The organism is Mesorhizobium sp. M7A.F.Ca.ET.027.02.1.1 (assembly GCF_004022985.1).
Classification (GTDB): Bacteria; Pseudomonadota; Alphaproteobacteria; order Rhizobiales; family Rhizobiaceae; genus Mesorhizobium.
This window is the reverse complement of sequence record NZ_RZOL01000133.1, coordinates 1-14,780: the sequence shown is the minus strand read 5'-3', so window position 1 is coordinate 14,780 and position 14,780 is coordinate 1. Positions and strand designations below refer to the sequence as shown.

14 protein-coding genes and 4 pseudogenes are annotated in these 14,780 nt (G+C 60.5%); 9 read left to right on the top strand and 9 right to left on the bottom strand.

Features of this window, described 5'->3' with window-relative positions:
* The 5 genes from EN749_RS16385 to EN749_RS16365 all read right to left on the bottom strand — a co-directional run.
* A partial coding sequence (locus tag EN749_RS16385) for a pilus assembly protein TadG-related protein (RefSeq protein ID WP_189367560.1) occupies positions 1-892 on the bottom strand: 892 nt, incomplete at its 3' end.
* Between the two features lie 281 nt (positions 893-1,173).
* The gene (locus EN749_RS38810; protein ID WP_245481740.1) at positions 1,174-1,602 is read right to left on the bottom strand and encodes a DUF6074 family protein; all 429 of its coding nucleotides are present in this window, start codon (positions 1,600-1,602) and stop codon (positions 1,174-1,176) included.
* A gap of 46 nt (positions 1,603-1,648) precedes the next feature.
* Positions 1,649-1,945, bottom strand: coding sequence for a DUF982 domain-containing protein (locus EN749_RS16375; protein ID WP_127271426.1), 297 nt, complete (start codon positions 1,943-1,945; stop codon positions 1,649-1,651).
* A gap of 160 nt (positions 1,946-2,105) precedes the next feature.
* Positions 2,106-2,345 (bottom strand): hypothetical protein, encoded by a 240-nt coding sequence (locus EN749_RS16370; RefSeq protein ID WP_127396082.1) that lies wholly within the window; start codon positions 2,343-2,345, stop codon positions 2,106-2,108.
* Between the two features lie 111 nt (positions 2,346-2,456).
* Complete coding sequence (locus tag EN749_RS16365) at positions 2,457-2,879, bottom strand: hypothetical protein (protein WP_127272230.1); 423 nt, start codon at positions 2,877-2,879, stop codon at positions 2,457-2,459.
* Between the two features lie 200 nt (positions 2,880-3,079).
* Between EN749_RS16365 and map the strand changes: the two genes are divergently transcribed.
* On the top strand, positions 3,080-3,907 hold the full coding sequence (map, locus tag EN749_RS16360; protein WP_013532002.1) for a type I methionyl aminopeptidase: 828 nt from the start codon (positions 3,080-3,082) through the stop codon (positions 3,905-3,907).
* 26 nt (positions 3,908-3,933) lie between these two features.
* Here map and EN749_RS16355 read toward each other — a convergent pair whose 3' ends face one another.
* From EN749_RS16355 to EN749_RS16345, 3 genes are read right to left on the bottom strand one after another with little or no spacing between them, the layout of a single operon-like run.
* The gene (locus EN749_RS16355; RefSeq protein ID WP_128363540.1) at positions 3,934-5,259 is read right to left on the bottom strand and encodes a HAMP domain-containing sensor histidine kinase; all 1,326 of its coding nucleotides are present in this window, start codon (positions 5,257-5,259) and stop codon (positions 3,934-3,936) included.
* Positions 5,256-6,017, bottom strand: a complete 762-nt coding sequence (locus tag EN749_RS16350; protein ID WP_189367558.1) for a response regulator transcription factor — start codon at positions 6,015-6,017, stop codon at positions 5,256-5,258. Before EN749_RS16350 ends, EN749_RS16355 begins: the two co-directional genes overlap by 4 nt.
* A 41-nt stretch (positions 6,018-6,058) precedes the next feature.
* Entirely contained in the window at positions 6,059-6,916 is an 858-nt protein-coding gene (locus tag EN749_RS16345) for a MipA/OmpV family protein (RefSeq protein ID WP_128363538.1), read from the bottom strand.
* 234 nt (positions 6,917-7,150) lie between these two features.
* Between EN749_RS16345 and radC the strand changes: the two genes are divergently transcribed.
* Positions 7,151-7,912: a DNA repair protein RadC gene (gene radC, locus EN749_RS16340; RefSeq protein WP_127810578.1), complete on the top strand. Its 762-nt coding sequence runs from the start codon at positions 7,151-7,153 to the stop codon at positions 7,910-7,912.
* A 47-nt stretch (positions 7,913-7,959) separates the two neighbouring features.
* Here the strand turns inward: radC and EN749_RS16335 are convergent.
* A pseudogene (locus tag EN749_RS16335) lies at positions 7,960-8,463 on the bottom strand (DJ-1/PfpI family protein); the annotation flags it as partial.
* A 143-nt stretch (positions 8,464-8,606) separates the two neighbouring features.
* On the opposite strand from EN749_RS16335, the gene EN749_RS16330 reads away from it, so the two are divergent.
* The 7 genes and pseudogenes from EN749_RS16330 to EN749_RS16295 form a co-directional block, all read left to right on the top strand.
* Positions 8,607-8,852, top strand: a complete 246-nt coding sequence (locus tag EN749_RS16330; RefSeq protein WP_128290064.1) for a hypothetical protein — start codon at positions 8,607-8,609, stop codon at positions 8,850-8,852.
* Positions 8,853-9,016: 164 nt separating this feature from the next.
* Positions 9,017-10,813: an autotransporter outer membrane beta-barrel domain-containing protein gene (locus EN749_RS16325; protein WP_128363537.1), complete on the top strand. Its 1,797-nt coding sequence runs from the start codon at positions 9,017-9,019 to the stop codon at positions 10,811-10,813.
* Between the two features lie 785 nt (positions 10,814-11,598).
* Positions 11,599-11,742: pseudogene (locus EN749_RS16315) on the top strand (JAB domain-containing protein); the annotation flags it as partial.
* 254 nt (positions 11,743-11,996) lie between these two features.
* A pseudogene (locus tag EN749_RS16310) lies at positions 11,997-12,575 on the top strand (PfkB family carbohydrate kinase); the annotation flags it as partial.
* A gap of 115 nt (positions 12,576-12,690) precedes the next feature.
* Positions 12,691-12,892: pseudogene (locus EN749_RS16305) on the top strand (JAB domain-containing protein); the annotation flags it as partial.
* A 154-nt stretch (positions 12,893-13,046) separates the two neighbouring features.
* Positions 13,047-13,931, top strand: coding sequence for a cytochrome c oxidase subunit II (locus EN749_RS16300; protein WP_127321125.1), 885 nt, complete (start codon positions 13,047-13,049; stop codon positions 13,929-13,931).
* Between the two features lie 24 nt (positions 13,932-13,955).
* The coding region (locus EN749_RS16295) for a cbb3-type cytochrome c oxidase subunit I (protein WP_189367556.1) at positions 13,956-14,780 on the top strand (825 nt) is incomplete at its 3' end.

The following is a 14,780-nucleotide window of genomic DNA, read 5'->3' as shown; positions in this document are numbered from 1 at the left end:
ACATGAAGATGGTCACCCCGCTGCCGGTGATGGCTGCGTTGGCGTTTATCTTGAAACTGCCCTGGACGACATAGACGCCGGGCGAAAGCGTGACATTGCCCTTCAGGTTCATGCCGCTGCAATAGGTGCCTGGACCGAGCGTCGCCTTGTTGTCGTTCTGGCAGGGGGTTGCGGCCACTGGGGCCGGCAGGTCGACAAAGGGATCGCCGGCAGGCAGTGCCTGGGTGATCGGGGCCGCGCAGACGGTGGTGACGGGATTGCTGAGAGAGACCCCGCCCGCCGATATAAGACAATCGGCCTGCAGACCAGCCGAGCCCTGAAGCTTGATGGCGTCCGAAGCGATCGAATTGGACATGACCGAGCAGCCGTTGAGCTTGACGCTGGTGCTGCCGGAAAACAGCGCCGCCTGCGAAGCGGACGGATCGAGCGCGAGCATGCAGGCACTCGAGGCATCGGTAATGACGGCCACCGCCCTCGCCTGTTCGGGGACCTTGTCCTGCGTGAAGATCAGGGTGAACATCCGGTCGAGCTGCTGGCCGACGATCACCTCGACCGCTTTTTTCGCCGTATTCGGTCCGGACGCCGGCGGCGTATTGACGACGATCGTGCCCGAACCCAGTCCGTTCGACGCCGCGGACTGGGTCGCGGCCGCGACGATCGTCGGCTTGTCGGAACCCGAAATCTGTTCGAGCGCACCGGCATAGGCGGCTGCATCGGCCGTCGCCTGCAATCTCAGGCTGTTGTAGTACCAATAGGAGGTCTCGACGCCGAAGCCCGCAGCGCCGACAACGACCGGCAAGGTGAGGGCAAAAATGGTGGCGACATTTGCGCCCGTGCTCCGGCGCAGGGCGTCCATTACAAGCCGAACACGGGTGAAGCTACTCAAGGCCATGGATTAAATTAGAAAGCACGCATAAATGAACGAATGGCTAAAAAGTTCGTTGCATTTTTGAGCAGTGGTCGATTGGCTTCAAAAAAAAGTGTTTCGCTGGCTGACCTACGCGCAAGCGCGTCGATGTCTCAAAGTGGGCCGCCCCTCAAGGCCGGCGGGAAATTGCCGGATTCGCAGCCGAGACCGCGCGAACAACGACCGGGTCTCCGAAAACCACACCGGAGCAAACGTATTTACAAATTATTGAAGCATGTATTGAGGCTGGAGGTTCAGGATTTACTTCAAGCGGAAAGAATTGGCATCGACTCTGCGACCGTATCAGCCAACATCTCTCGCTGCACGGCCAGGAAAAACCTGCGCACTTCATCGCTGGCTGCCGTTCTGTCCCTGCCGGACCCGACGACGAGATCGAGCAACTCCGACGCCTTGGCTCTCCAGAACGAGGTGGCGGTCTCGCCATGCAGATTGCCGAGCTTGGCGGCAACCTCCCTGACCAAGAATACCTGACGGTCGATCGGGAATGCACGGACTTTTTCTGGGGACATCTTCCAAACCATGAGACTGACGCAACGAATCAACCATTGCCAACAAGCAAAGGCGTAGCCGGGAAGATGGAAACGGAAGCTTAACAGGGCCGGCCTTGGTGCGGTGCAGTCGTCGGGACGAAACGCGCGCAGCGGCGCGCTCACGACATTGCCGCGTGCGTTCAAACACGATCGCCGGTGTTTTGATCGGGCATCGAACAGGGCACAGCCCTCAGGCCTGGAGCGCCCTCGCCTCACCGCCGCGCTTGCGCGGCGTCATCATGTCCCTGGCCATCAGTCCACTGGCGCGGCAAAACGCCATGAACGCCCGGCAGGCATCCTCGGTCTTGACCACGTCCACCGTGGCGCCAAAGCAGGCGTTGAACGCTTTCTGATAGATCGGGCCCTGACGGCGCGCAGGCCAGTCCTGGAGAAAATCGAGCGCCTGTTCGACGCCATAGATTTCCTCGACTGGCAGACCGGGTCCAGGCGCTATGCGCACAGGCACCTCGAATTGCAGTCTATCCATTTCCTGTCTCCCGAACGGCATCGCCGAGGCAACGCCGTTCGTCGTCAAAAGTTGCTTTGACCGGCCTCTGGCCCAGAAATGTGTCGTCACTTGGGTCGCGGGCCGCCATGTCGCGCCAAACAAATCGCGCACCCGAGATCTGTCCTGGGGTGACATATGCTCACTGGTTCGCCGGATCCGTCTCCGCGTCGAAGGCCATGCGACTGGCGGTGATCAGTACAAATACCGTCGGCACGGCGAAGATGCCGCCGAGAACAAGGGCCGCCATCGCCGACAGGCCGAGCGTCTCGGCAACCGCCCAATAGACGGTTCCGATGCAGATGAGCGCCTGGACGCAGAGGAACGCGGCAGCCGAGGCCACGCGCGACAGGGTTTTGAAGGTCTTGATGCGTTGTTGCATTGAAAAAATCCGGAAATGACGCGCCGCGCGACCGCCGCGCGACCGACAGCCGCCGCACGATCACTACGCGAACAGGAATAGCGATGAGGTGGGGGTACGGCCCTGGGCCGCTCAGGCCGTGATGGTCGGGGGTGCGCGCGGCTGGTTGGTGCTCGCCCCGGGAACCGAGGCGGCCCCATATCCCGAAACCATCGCTCTTTGCGATGGCCGTTCGGCCCAAAGAAAAACAGCGTCGGGGACCGGAAGCGCGGGGTGGCCGCCGGCGAACTTGACCAGGACCGGACGGCCGGCACGAACCTCCAGCGCTTGCGCCTTGCCGGTGACACGCAGCAGCGCCGCCACTTCGCCCGACCGCTCGACACCGACGCTGACACCGCTTGGCGCAGACCCCGCAAAGCCTGACGCCACCGGCAGGCCGAAGCACAGCATCGCGAGCAGCACCATGCCCATCAGGCATGAGCACGCTGCCGTCAGCGGCGCTTCAGGCCATCCGGTTTGCCTGGCCGCCGCGAAGGGACGCGATCTCGAAAACATCACCCGCCCTAACGCACCATGGCCAGAAAGGGAAGCAAACCGGGCAAAAACCGGCAAGACATCGCCCTTGCGAGGCAAATATCGGGAAGCGCGCGGCCGCATCAGACAGTTCTTCCTTGAACCTTTTGCCCTCAAGTGCCAAATCTGGGGAAATTTTCACGCTGGCTCTCCTGCAGAGCCCTACCCGCTACACGGACAAAATGGTCACCTATCTCGACGCTGCCACGGCCCCGCTCAGAAATACCGGCCAGATCCGCCTCTATGGCGAGGACGGCTTTGCCGGCATGCGCAAGGCATGCGATCTCACCGCACGCTGCCTCGACGAGCTGGTGCCGATGGTCCAGCCCGGCGTCACCACCGAAGCAATAGACCGCTTCGTCTTCGAATTCGGCATGGACCACGGCGCGCTGCCGGCGACGCTCAACTATCGCGGCTACACGAAATCGTCCTGCACCTCGATCAACCATGTCGTCTGCCATGGCATTCCCGACAACAAGCCGCTCAAGGATGGCGACATCGTCAACATCGACGTCACCTATATCCTCGACGGCTGGCACGGCGATTCTTCGCGCATGTATCCGGTCGGCACGATCAAGCGCGCCGCCGAGCGCCTGCTCGAAGTCACGCATGAATGCCTGATGCGCGGCATTGCAGCGGTCAGGCCGGGCGCCCGCACCGGCGCCATCGGCGCCGCCATCCAGACCTTTGCCGAAGGCGAGCGCTGCTCGGTGGTGCGCGACTTCTGCGGCCACGGCGTCGGCCAGTTGTTCCATGACGCGCCGAACATCCTGCATTACGGCAGCGCCAATGAAGGCGTCGAGATGCGGCCAGGCATGATCTTCACCATCGAGCCGATGATCAATCTGGGCAGGCCGCATGTGAAGGTTCTGTCGGACGGCTGGACTGCGGTGACGCGCGACCGCTCGCTGTCGGCGCAGTACGAGCACACGATCGGCGTGACCGACACAGGGTGCGAGATTTTCACGCTGTCGCCCAAAAAGCTCGATCGCCCCGGCCTGCCGGCTTAGAGCGCGTCTACCCGGCAGGAGGCCGTCTATGCCGACTGCACGCCAGCGGCATTCGGCAGGTCGATGGTGACGACCAGTCCGCTGGGCTGGTTGTCCTGCAATTCGATCCTGCCGCCGTGGCCCTGGACGATGTCGGCAACGATCGAGAGGCCCAGACCGAAGCCATGCTTCGATGCAATGCCGCGCGACGCGTCTTCCTTGAAGAATGGTTCGAAAACACGGGCGCGTGCCGTCATCGGAATACCCGGCCCGTCGTCCCCTACCGTGATGCGCGCCGCCGTGCCGGTCGCTGTCAAGGCGACCGTGACGTTGCCAGCGAATTTGACCCCGTTGTCGCAGAGATTGGCGATCGCACGCGCCAATGCATTGGGCTTGCACCAGCCCAGGAGCCGGTCCGGCCCGGAATATGAGACAGGAAATCCGACATCGGAGAACTCGGCGCAGACGGTTTGCAGAACGCTGGCAATGTCGGCGAGCTGCAGCTTCTCCGTCGAAACATCGTTGCGCAGATAGGTCAGGGTCTCGTCGATCAAGATTTCGATGTGCTGGACATCGGACAGGATTGCGGTTCGGATGGGGCCATCATCCATACGCTCGGCGCGAAGCCGCAGCCGCGTCAACGGCGTGCGCAGATCATGACTGACACTGCGCAACATGCGCGTGCGGTTTTCGATCATCGTGCGGATGCGCGTCCTCATCCTGTTCAGGGCGCGCGCCAATCCCACCATTTCAATGGAGCCGTGTTCGACGAAGAGCTGGTCGCCATTCTCAATCTCGGCCGAACCGACTGCTGCCGAGATGCGCTTCAATGGATCCGTCACGGCCCAAACCGCAAACAGCCAGATCAGCACGGGCAAGGCGACGAAAGCCATGAACCTGTAGAACGAGGCACGGACGAGCCCCGATGTCAGCCAGGAATCGGGCATGCCAAAATGGGCCAGGACGTCCTGCTGGTCCAAGTCGATGACAAACGCGTATCGGCCGCCGATCCTTAGCCAGCGTCCATCAACCGTCCCCCTGTCGATACGCAAAAGCCATTCGACACTTCGCCATTGCAGATAGGACTGGGGAATGCCGGCTATCTGGTCCTTGGGCAATATCTCGAAATCAAAGCCGGCCCGCTTTGCTGTCGCCAGAATTGCGCCACGCGCCTCCGCCGGCGTTTCTTGCAACAAGGCAGCAACAACGCCTGCACGCCTTGCGTTATCTTCCGCGGCGGGAAGGTCGACGTTCTCTATGAAACTCTCAACGACCGAACCGACGAACATGATCACGATCACCGCGATGAAAATGATCGCCACAAACTGCCCACGCACGGACTGCGGCAGGAAACGGCGGAGGATATCACTCATGCTTCCTCCACCGTCGCGGTGAAGATATAGCCACCCAACCGAACGGTCCTCAAAAGCACCGGATCGCGCGCATCCTTTTCGATCTTCCTGCGGATTCGACTGATATGGACATCGACGCTACGCTCGATCGGCCCCGCGAGCCCGGCATGGGTTACGCCCAGAAGTTCCTCGCGAGAGAGAACCCGGCCCGCATTGCGACATAAGGCAAGCAACAGGTCGAATTCATGCGTCGTGGTCGTAACCCGCGCATTGTTGGGGTCATGCAATTGCCGGCGTATTGGATCGAGGCGCCAGCCGTTGAAACGAAGCACCTTCGACCAGTCCCGCTCGTCTGGAGCATAGGCTGTGCGGCGCAGCAGCGCCCGTATCCTGGCCGTCAATTCGCGCGCGCTGAACGGTTTCGTCACATAGTCGTCGGCGCCGATTTCCAGCCCGAAGATGCGGTCGATTTCCTCACCGAGCGCGGTCAGCATCAGGATCGGAATGTTGGTTCCGGCCCGAAGACGGCGGCAGATGTTGAGACCGTTTTCGCCCGGCAGCATGACATCGAGCACGATGAGATCGAATTTCTGGTTGCGAAGCGCGGCGTTCATCTGGACGCCGCTCTCGGCAATTTCCACGATCATGCCGTTGTCGGTGAGCGTCTCGCCCAGCATGCGCGCGATCTCAAGATCGTCTTCGACAATGAGGATGCGCGAACCTTGCCTTGCCGACCTGGATTCGGCGCTCAAATCGCTTTGGTGCCGTTGCTGTGCCATTCCGGAGTTTGTCTAGCCTGCATTTGGTGCCTGGGTAGGCGTCAGAACCGATATCCGACGAGAAGCATCCCTGAAGGCTGGATCTTTTCGACGACAACAGGGCTGTCGGCAGCGTCACCCAAGAGAACACCGGCCCCCGCTTCGCCGCGCACCATCCAGCTCTCGTCGAGCATATATGTGGCGGAAATCGAAAAATCGGCGCGCTTCAAACCGGCACCGGCATCATAGCGCGCCAGCCCCGAGCGAGCCGATTGTTCGGGCGTGACACCAAAATAGGCCTGCATGTAATTTTCGTCGGCGAAGACGGCGGACGCGCTGGCGCCGATCATCAACGATTGAGACAGAGGCCGGGTCACCTCGATCCCCACCCTGCCCTCAAGGCCATCGCTGCCGCCGATGGTCTTGTCGAGTTGCGCGAATACTTCGGCCGGACCGAACTTCGCCGCTGCCTTCACGCCGACCGTCGCGCCCATGTCGACGTCCCCCAAGCCGCGCAGATGGTCGGAGTCGTCTTCCTTGCGGCCCATCTCGTAGCCAAGCCGAGCGCTGAACGCGAACGGTCCTTGTTCATAGACGGCGATGTTGGCACCTGTCGGGTCGATCGTCACCGTGTCGAGGAATGTCGCCGTGACGAAAGGCACCGGCATGATCTTGAACTCATTGCTGCCTTCGTATTTGGGGACGATGATGGCGCCGCCGCCGACCACGACATGCCAGTCGGACAGTTTCCGTTCGATGCGCCCGAAACGGGAAGGCTCGGGCGGCGGGGTGAAATCGTCGGTATCGACGGCAATGGCGTCGGCCGCGAGCGCGCCCTCCGAATGGGCTGAAAGCAGGATTGCCATGGCCGCAAGAGATGCCCGGCGGGCAAACAGTCCAGAGTCAATTTTGGTGAACATGCGTGCTCCAGTATAGCGAGGCAACGAGCCTCCGATGGCGCCAACATGTCAGGTGAAAGTGGCCGCATGCGTTAAGTGATGTTAAGTTTTGTTGCGCAATCGTGGTTTCATCTTGCCGTATGAGAAAGCCATAGCCACGATCTGCCGTGGGGCGTCTCGCGATCGGGGAACAGAACTGTTTCAATCCCGGCCAGAACAGTTCTAATGTCTGCGCTGGAGCAATGTGGGCGGTGTATGGGGAACACAAACGACGACGACGAGCGGAGTTTCTTCTCCGAAGCGCCGATGCGGCCTGCGGCGAAAGCCAAGGCGACGCTCGACGAAAAGCCGCATTACCTCGGTCACCGCGACCGACTGCGCGAGCGTTTTGCCCTGGCGGGTCCGGACGCCCTGCCCGATTACGAACTTCTGGAACTTCTGCTTTTTCGCCTGATCCCTCGTGCCGACACCAAACCGGCGGCCAAGGCGCTGCTGGCGCGCTTCGGCACGCTGGCCGAAGTGCTCGGGGCGCCGGTTGGCCTCTTGCAGGAAATCAAGGGCATTGGCCCTGCGGTGGCGCTCGATCTCAAGATCGTCGCGGCAACCGCGCAGCGCATGGCGCGCGGAGAGGTGCAGGGTCGCGAAGTCCTCTCGTCCTGGACACAGCTTCTTGCCTATTGCCGGTCGGTCATGGCCTTCGAGGCGCGCGAGCAGTTCCGCATCCTGTTCCTCGACAAGAAGAACGCGCTGATCGCCGACGAGGTTCAGCAGACAGGCACCGTCGACCATACCCCCGTCTATCCGCGCGAGGTGGTCAGGCGCGCCCTCGAACTCTCGGCCACCGCCATCATCCTGGTCCACAATCACCCGTCAGGCGACCCGACGCCGTCGCGCGCCGACATCGAGATGACGAAGCTGATTATCGAGACGGCAAAACCGCTTGGCATTGCCGTCCACGACCACATCATCATCGGCAGGAAAGGCCACTCCAGCATGAAGGGCCTGCTGCTGATCTGAAGCTTGATGCTACCTGCCTGGCCTGCCATGCGCATTTGGCGCGACGCTCAACGCCGATCGCGCCGGCAAATGCAGGGACCGGCGCTCAGCTGGGGCGCTGGCGCCGAGACCCGGCAAAAGGCTCGGGCGTGGCGGATTTCCGTTCCCAGCACCTTCAGGCATTCACGGATGAACGCCGCAAGCGCCGTCCAACCTTTGGCCGACACCATCGTCCCGTCCACATAGCCATCGGTGGGAGATAGATCGATGTAGGTGCCGCCAGCAAGCGTCACCTCCGGCTCGCAAGCCGCGAGCGCCGCCACCTTCTTGCCGCGGACGACGCCGTCGACCGCAATCAGAATCTGGACGCCATGGCAGATCGTGAAGATCGGCTTTTTCGCTTCGTGAAAATGACGCACCATCGCCTGCACGCGCTTGTCGGTGCGGATATATTCGGGGCCACGACCGCTGGCGCAGTAGACAGCATCGTACTGGCTCAACTGCTTCTCGGCGTCGGAAAAGGTCTTGTTGATCAGCGCGTTGTGACCGGGCTTTTCGGTGTAGGTCTGATCGCATCCGCCGCTGCTTCCCCGGTAACTAGGCCTGCAGCTCTGTCATATGGTGGTGTCGGTTTTCAGTACCCGCGAAATCGCCGCACTGACCGATATGCGGCGCAAAGCTGGCGCCGGTTGGTTAGTGCTTCGGTGAGACGCCGATGAGCGAACTGACCTTGCTCGCCCGGCTTAACAAGCGCGTGCTGCACGTGAACATCCGCATCGGCATCGGAGTGGACACAGACAAAACGCTGGAAGGACATTGGTCGGAGTCCCCGGTGAAGCGCGAACGTTTTCGCAATATCCAGGCCGAGTCTGCTCAAGCTGAGGCATCCAGCCGGTCGCGAAAGCTGCGGGGCTTGCTAGAGAGCTATGCAAATAGCGCGGGCTGGCGCTTGCAGTCTTAGTTCAATACTTACGCACCGCTGCTCCTAGCTAGCTGCAGCCAAAGGTGATCGGGGCATGTTGCACGATTGCCACATAACTGCAAAATCCAACAATTTTTATTGGCGATGGCTGGTGATGTGCCTGTCACTAGATTTAATGCGAATCGCTCTCGGAGGGGTGGCCGATGCAGTTTTATTTGATTTATTCGTGGTTACTGCGCGCGTCTCGGTCATGCTTCACTGTTCCATTGTGCGTTCTGGCATTCGCAGCGGCCGCGGCTAACCCGGCTTTTGCACAAACGATCTCGGTCGGCGACGTTGCCATTGTCGAGGGCGATGCGGGGACCACGTCAGCCCAGTTTGCGGTGACACTGAGCAGCGCGAGCGCTAACTCTATCAGCGTGCAGGTGGGGACGGCCGACGGTACAGCGACTGCAGGTTCCGATTATGTGGCTCAGTCTGTGGGCCTTACGTTTCTGCCTGGTGCCACGACGGCGACAATCAATGTCCCGGTAAATGGCGACACGATTTTCGAGCCGGATGAGACGTTTACGCTCAATCTCAGCAACCCGGTCAATGTCACCATCGCCGATGGTCAGGGGCTTGGCACGATCCTCAACGACGATGCCGCTCCGCCAACGGCACCGAACTTGACGGCCACTGTTTTGGCGGGTGCGACTGTCACTGTGCCATTGACTCCCGGCGCGACCGGGGGGCCGTTCTCGGCGGCAACTATCGTGTCCAGTCTTCCCGTGGAGGGCGGTGTCTCAACCATCGTTGGCGCGCCCAATTACGCTCTGCAGTTTGACGCAACACCTGTGTTCGAAGGGGTCGTAGTCGTTAACTACACGCTAACGGGGCCGGGTGGCGTATCCGACCCCGCAACCGTGACGATTACCGTGCAGGCGCGGCCCGATCCATCGACCGATCCAGATGTGCGCGGATTGTTAACGGCGCAGGCGCAGGCTGCGCAGCAGTTCGCCCAGAGCCAGATGGACAACATCAACCGGCGCATGGCGGCTCTGCACGACGAGAGCTGCCGCCAGTTTCTTGCCAACACTGTTCAGCTTTCCGGTCCTGACGCTGATGGCGGCACCGAGAGACTGTCAACGCCGCAACTCAACGAACTTTGTGATGACGGCGCGCAGAAGCTCGGCCTGTCGATGTGGACGAGTGGCTCGGTCGATGTTGGCAGTACTGACCGTGCAGGCGAGGCTGGGCGTGACTCGATCGCTTACAATCTCACGGCAGGTGTCGACTACCGTTTCAGCCAGCGTTTCGTTGGCGGCATTTCTTTGGGCTACAGTACCGACAGCAGTGACATAGGTACAAACGGCACGACTAGCGACGGCGAAGCGATAAGCGCGGCTATCTACGGAAGTTTTATGGCAACACCGAGTTTCTTTGTCGATGCGTTGATCGGCTATGGCTCATTCGACTTCAACTCAAGGCGTTTTGATACGAGCTCAGGTGCGTTTGGGAGCGGCGACCGAGATGGTGACCAGTTTTACGCATCGCTTACCGCGGGGTATGACACGCAGCTGAGAGCGTGGAAGCTGACGCCGTTTGCTAGGTTGTCGGGCTCGTCGTCGATCTTGAACGGCTTTTCGGAAACAGGGGCCGGCGAATACTCGCTTGCGTATGGCAGGCAGCAGGTTGACAGCTTTGGTGGCTCGCTGGGCTTTGCGGCGTCTACCGATTTAGCACTTGAAGTCGGCACACTGACCCCGCGTCTAAGGCTTGAATATATGCACGAGTTTGAGGGCGACAGCTCCGTTGATATCCGTTACGCAGATCTTCCGGAAGGCTTGATTTATAATGTTCAAACACAAGCTTTTGCGCAGAACCAGGTCACGCTAGGGTTGGGTGCAGATCTTCACTTGAATAACGGCATGCGGTTGGGGCTGGACTACACCGGCAACTTCGGCTTCGAGGACAGCCGTAGGCACGGCGTGAGAGCCAGTGTCGGCGGGCAGTTCTAGCCGATAGTGTATTGAGGTTTGCGCGGACTTTCACAGGCTACACTTGCGCGGCCGAGTAGAATCTAATTGTCCCACGAGTTTCTACTACCACCCTGATAGTCGTTGCTTCTTAGACCGTGGCAATTAACACTATTGCCGCCCGGCTCACGCCGATCCAACGTGCGTGGATCGGGCGCCTTTTGCGCGCATCGCCGGACTGGTGCCGCATCGCGACCTCGGATTTTAGAGAGACCTCATTGCAAAGGCCGCCTCTGGGAGATCGAGCCTCAGTTCGGAATGACCGGAAAGAGGGCGCAAAGCAGTCATCGCCTGAGACGGTCGGAGCATTTTGTCGGGCCATCGGTCGCTGCCAACTCTACGCTGGGGTGCTCCCGGCGGCTCGGCAGTAACCAGCGTGGTGGCGCGCCGACAGTATCCGCCGTGTTCGCTCCGCCTTCGGAGGGCCCTGCTGGTTGATCCTGCCCGGAGCATCAGACTAAATGATCGCACTTCCCTCCGGCCTTTTTCTAGCCGGCAGCCGCGATGGTTCTACCTTGGTCAGAACCCGCTTTCAGTCTTGCGCGAAGTCGCGGCGCTATCTCGACCGGGACATTGGTCAACTGGCGAGCAATGCGCGTCGAGCCAGCGTTCGTGAAGATTGGAAAGTCCATCGTCTATCCCGTGGCCGACCTAAACCAATGGGCAAATCAGCAAACCGTTAAGTGTCGCGCGACAAATCGACTCAACGGGAAGGAACATGAGCAATCGTGAACCTCGCGAATAGAGTTCCCTACGCATCCCAGAAGGGCGACCCCACACCCTCACGAGCCGATATCGAAATGACGAAGGAGATCATCAAGGCGGGCAAGCGGCTGGGCATCGCGGTGCATGACCACATCATCGTCGGGCTGAAGGGATATGCCAGCATGAAGGGCCTGTTGCTGATCTGACGGGCCGCGGGCATGCCAAGACCGTCCGATCAAGCCCGGGCGATCGAATGAAGTGCAGGAAATTCGCTTGCACAATCTTTTACCAAAAAATTTGAAAATTGTTCAATCTTGGAAAGAGGGCCCAAGGTCCGCTCTATCTCTGGATTAAACTTCCAATCGAGAGGAGTGCTCTCTTGATTTTTAGAAGACAATTCCGTTGAGGCATCGCATTTTCGCTGCTACCGTTTTGAAACGCTTCAATTGGAACTCCGCCATTGCAACGCAAGCGCCCGACCATAGCGGATGTCGCACGAACCGCCGGTGTCTCCATCGGCACGGTGTCGAACTTCATCAATGGAACGGCAAGCCTGAAGGAAGGCACGCGCGACCGCATCGAGAAGGCGGTTGCCGCGCTGATGTATCGGCCGAGCTCCTTTGCGCGCTCACTGCCGGGCCGCGCACCACGCAGGCCAAAGAACCTAGATCACCTGCCAAGACTTCTGGTCGCAGGTAGGGTGAGTGTCGACTTCCTGTGCCGCGTCGACGTGCTGCCGCATCGCGACGACCGGATCACCGCCAGCCACATCGACAAGGCGCTGGGTGGCCCCGCGGCCAATCTCGCGGTTGCCGCCGCCGGCATCGGAGCACCCTACGCGCTGGACGTTGAACTGGCGACAGCAGTTGGCCAGGATCCAGAGAGCGATTGGGCGCTCGGCGCGCTTTCGAAACTGGGTGTCCACGCCTTGCCGATCCGCAACACGCCCAACAACCGCCTCTCCCAGGCGATCGTGATCATCGAGCGCAATGGCAGCCGGACGATCATCAGCGAACCGTTCGAGCTTGGCGAGGTCGACCTGACAGCCAATCTGGATATCCAGCCCGAGCAACGTCCGGCCTGCCTTCATATCGAAGGCTTCCACTACGAGACGATGACCGCGTCCATCGCTCGCTTTCATCAGGCGGGCTGGAAGGCGCGCCCTCGAACTCTCGGCCACCGCCATCATCCTGGTCCACAATCACCCGTCAGGCGACCCCACACCCCTCACGAGCCGATATAGAAATGACGAAGGAGATCATCGAGGCGGGCAAGCGGCTGGGTATTGGCGTGCACGACCATGTCATCATCGGGCGCAAGGGCTATTCGAGCATGAAGGGCCTGCTGCTGATCTAGGAACGGCCCTTCTCGAAGGTCGCTGTAGCAAAAAGGCGGTATTTTTCCCGTCAAGATAGTCGGCTCTGGAATTTCGATCGCAAAAAGAGCTATGATGAACTTGGCATTCGCCGGGACAGCTTCGATCGCCCTTTGAATGCCGGGAGGACGGGACATGGCCGTAGCGCTTGTACTCGTTTTGATCGTTGTGGGCTCGGTGCTGTTTCACCTGCTGAGTCCATGGTGGTGGACGCCTATTGCCTCGAACTGGGGCTATATCGACAACACCATCAGCATCACCTTCTGGATCACCGGTGTCGTCTTCGCCGCCGTGGTTCTGTTCATGGCCTATTGCGTCTTCCGCTTCCGTCATCGGGAAGGGAATCGGGCTGCCTACGAACCGGAAAACAAGCGCCTCGAATCGTGGCTGACGATCGTCACCGCGGTCGGGGTTACGGCGTTGCTGGTTCCCGGCCTGTTCGTCTGGAGCCAGTTCGTCAACGTTCCCAGCGACGCAACCGTGGTCGAAGTCGTCGGCCAGCAGTGGCAGTGGAGTTTTCGTCTGCCTGGCAAGGACGGCAAGCTTGGCAGATCCGACACCCGCGAGGTCACCGCGGACAATCCGCTGGGCGTGATCGCCGGCGATCCCAACGGTCAGGACGATGTCGTGGTCGAAGCGGCTGATTTGCATTTGCCGGTCGGCAAGCCGGTCAAGATGCTGCTCCGCTCGATCGACGTGCTGCATGATTTCTACGTGCCGGAGTTCCGCGCCAAGATGGACATGATCCCGGGCTCGGTCACCTATTTCTGGTTCACGCCGACCAAGACAGGAACCTTCCAGGTGCTGTGCGCCGAGCTTTGCGGCCAAGGCCACCCTCTGATGAATGGCATCGTCATAGTCGACACCGAGCAGGACTATGTGGCCTGGCTCGACCAGCAGCAGACATTCGCGCAATTGTCGGCGCCCCAGCAGACGGGCTCGGCGCAACAGGCGCCGGGCAAGGCAACGGCATCAGCTTTAAAAGTTGCGGCAAAACTCGAAACTGTCGGGTCCCGCTGAAAAGGGCACGGAGGAACTCCTCCTATGGTCGATATCACGCCTGCAGATGCGGTCCCGGCCGCCGAAGTCCCGGAAATGGAACTCTACCATCCGCACAGCTGGTGGACGAAGTATATCTTCTCGCAGGACGCCAAGGTCATCGCCATCCAGTATTCGGCGACGGCGACGGCAATCGGCATGGTGGCGCTGGTGCTGTCCTGGCTGATGCGGCTGCAGCTCGGTTTCCCCGGCACGTTCGACTTCATCACCCCGGAAGCCTATTACCAGTTCATCACCATGCACGGGATGATCATGGTGGTCTACCTGCTCACGGCGCTCTTCCTGGGCGGCTTCGGCAACTACCTGATCCCGCTGATGGTCGGAGCTCGCGACATGGTTTTCCCCTATGTCAACATGCTGAGCTACTGGATCTATCTGCTTGCCGTGGTGGTTCTGGTGTCGAGCTTCTTTGCGCCCGGCGGACCGACGGGTGCCGGCTGGACGCTTTATCCGCCGCAAGCCATCATGACCGGTACGCCAGGCGGCCAGGACTGGGGTATCATCCTGATGCTTGTCTCACTGATCCTGTTCATCATCGGCTTCACCATGGGCGGCCTGAACTATGTCGTGACGGTGCTGCAGGCCCGCACGCGGGGCATGACGCTGATGCGCCTGCCATTGACGGTCTGGGGCATCTTCACCGCCACCGTCATGGCGCTGCTCGCCTTCCCGGCGCTGTTCGTCGCCTGCGTGATGATGTTGTTTGACCGTGCGCTCGGCACCTCCTTCTTCATGCCGGCGATCGTCGAGATGGGCGAACAACTGCAGCATGGCGGCGGCAGCCCGATCCTGTTCCAGCATCTGTTCTGG

Excerpts from the sequence above, each read along its gene's own strand:
- radC (WP_127810578.1), top strand. The coding sequence starts at position 7,151 with ATGGGGAACACAAACGACGACGACGAGCGGAGTTTCTTCTCCGAAGCG.
- EN749_RS16355 (WP_128363540.1), bottom strand. The coding sequence starts at position 5,259 with ATGAGTGATATCCTCCGCCGTTTCCTGCCGCAGTCCGTGCGTGGGCAG.
- EN749_RS16345 (WP_128363538.1), bottom strand. The coding sequence starts at position 6,916 with ATGTTCACCAAAATTGACTCTGGACTGTTTGCCCGCCGGGCATCTCTT.
- EN749_RS16350 (WP_189367558.1), bottom strand. The coding sequence starts at position 6,017 with ATGGCACAGCAACGGCACCAAAGCGATTTGAGCGCCGAATCCAGGTCG.
- EN749_RS16375 (WP_127271426.1), bottom strand. The coding sequence starts at position 1,945 with ATGGATAGACTGCAATTCGAGGTGCCTGTGCGCATAGCGCCTGGACCC.
- map (WP_013532002.1), top strand. The coding sequence starts at position 3,080 with ATGGTCACCTATCTCGACGCTGCCACGGCCCCGCTCAGAAATACCGGC.
- EN749_RS16370 (WP_127396082.1), bottom strand. The coding sequence starts at position 2,345 with ATGCAACAACGCATCAAGACCTTCAAAACCCTGTCGCGCGTGGCCTCG.
- EN749_RS16330 (WP_128290064.1), top strand. The coding sequence starts at position 8,607 with ATGAGCGAACTGACCTTGCTCGCCCGGCTTAACAAGCGCGTGCTGCAC.
- EN749_RS16325 (WP_128363537.1), top strand. The coding sequence starts at position 9,017 with ATGCAGTTTTATTTGATTTATTCGTGGTTACTGCGCGCGTCTCGGTCA.
- EN749_RS16365 (WP_127272230.1), bottom strand. The coding sequence starts at position 2,879 with ATGTTTTCGAGATCGCGTCCCTTCGCGGCGGCCAGGCAAACCGGATGG.
- EN749_RS16300 (WP_127321125.1), top strand. The coding sequence starts at position 13,047 with ATGGCCGTAGCGCTTGTACTCGTTTTGATCGTTGTGGGCTCGGTGCTG.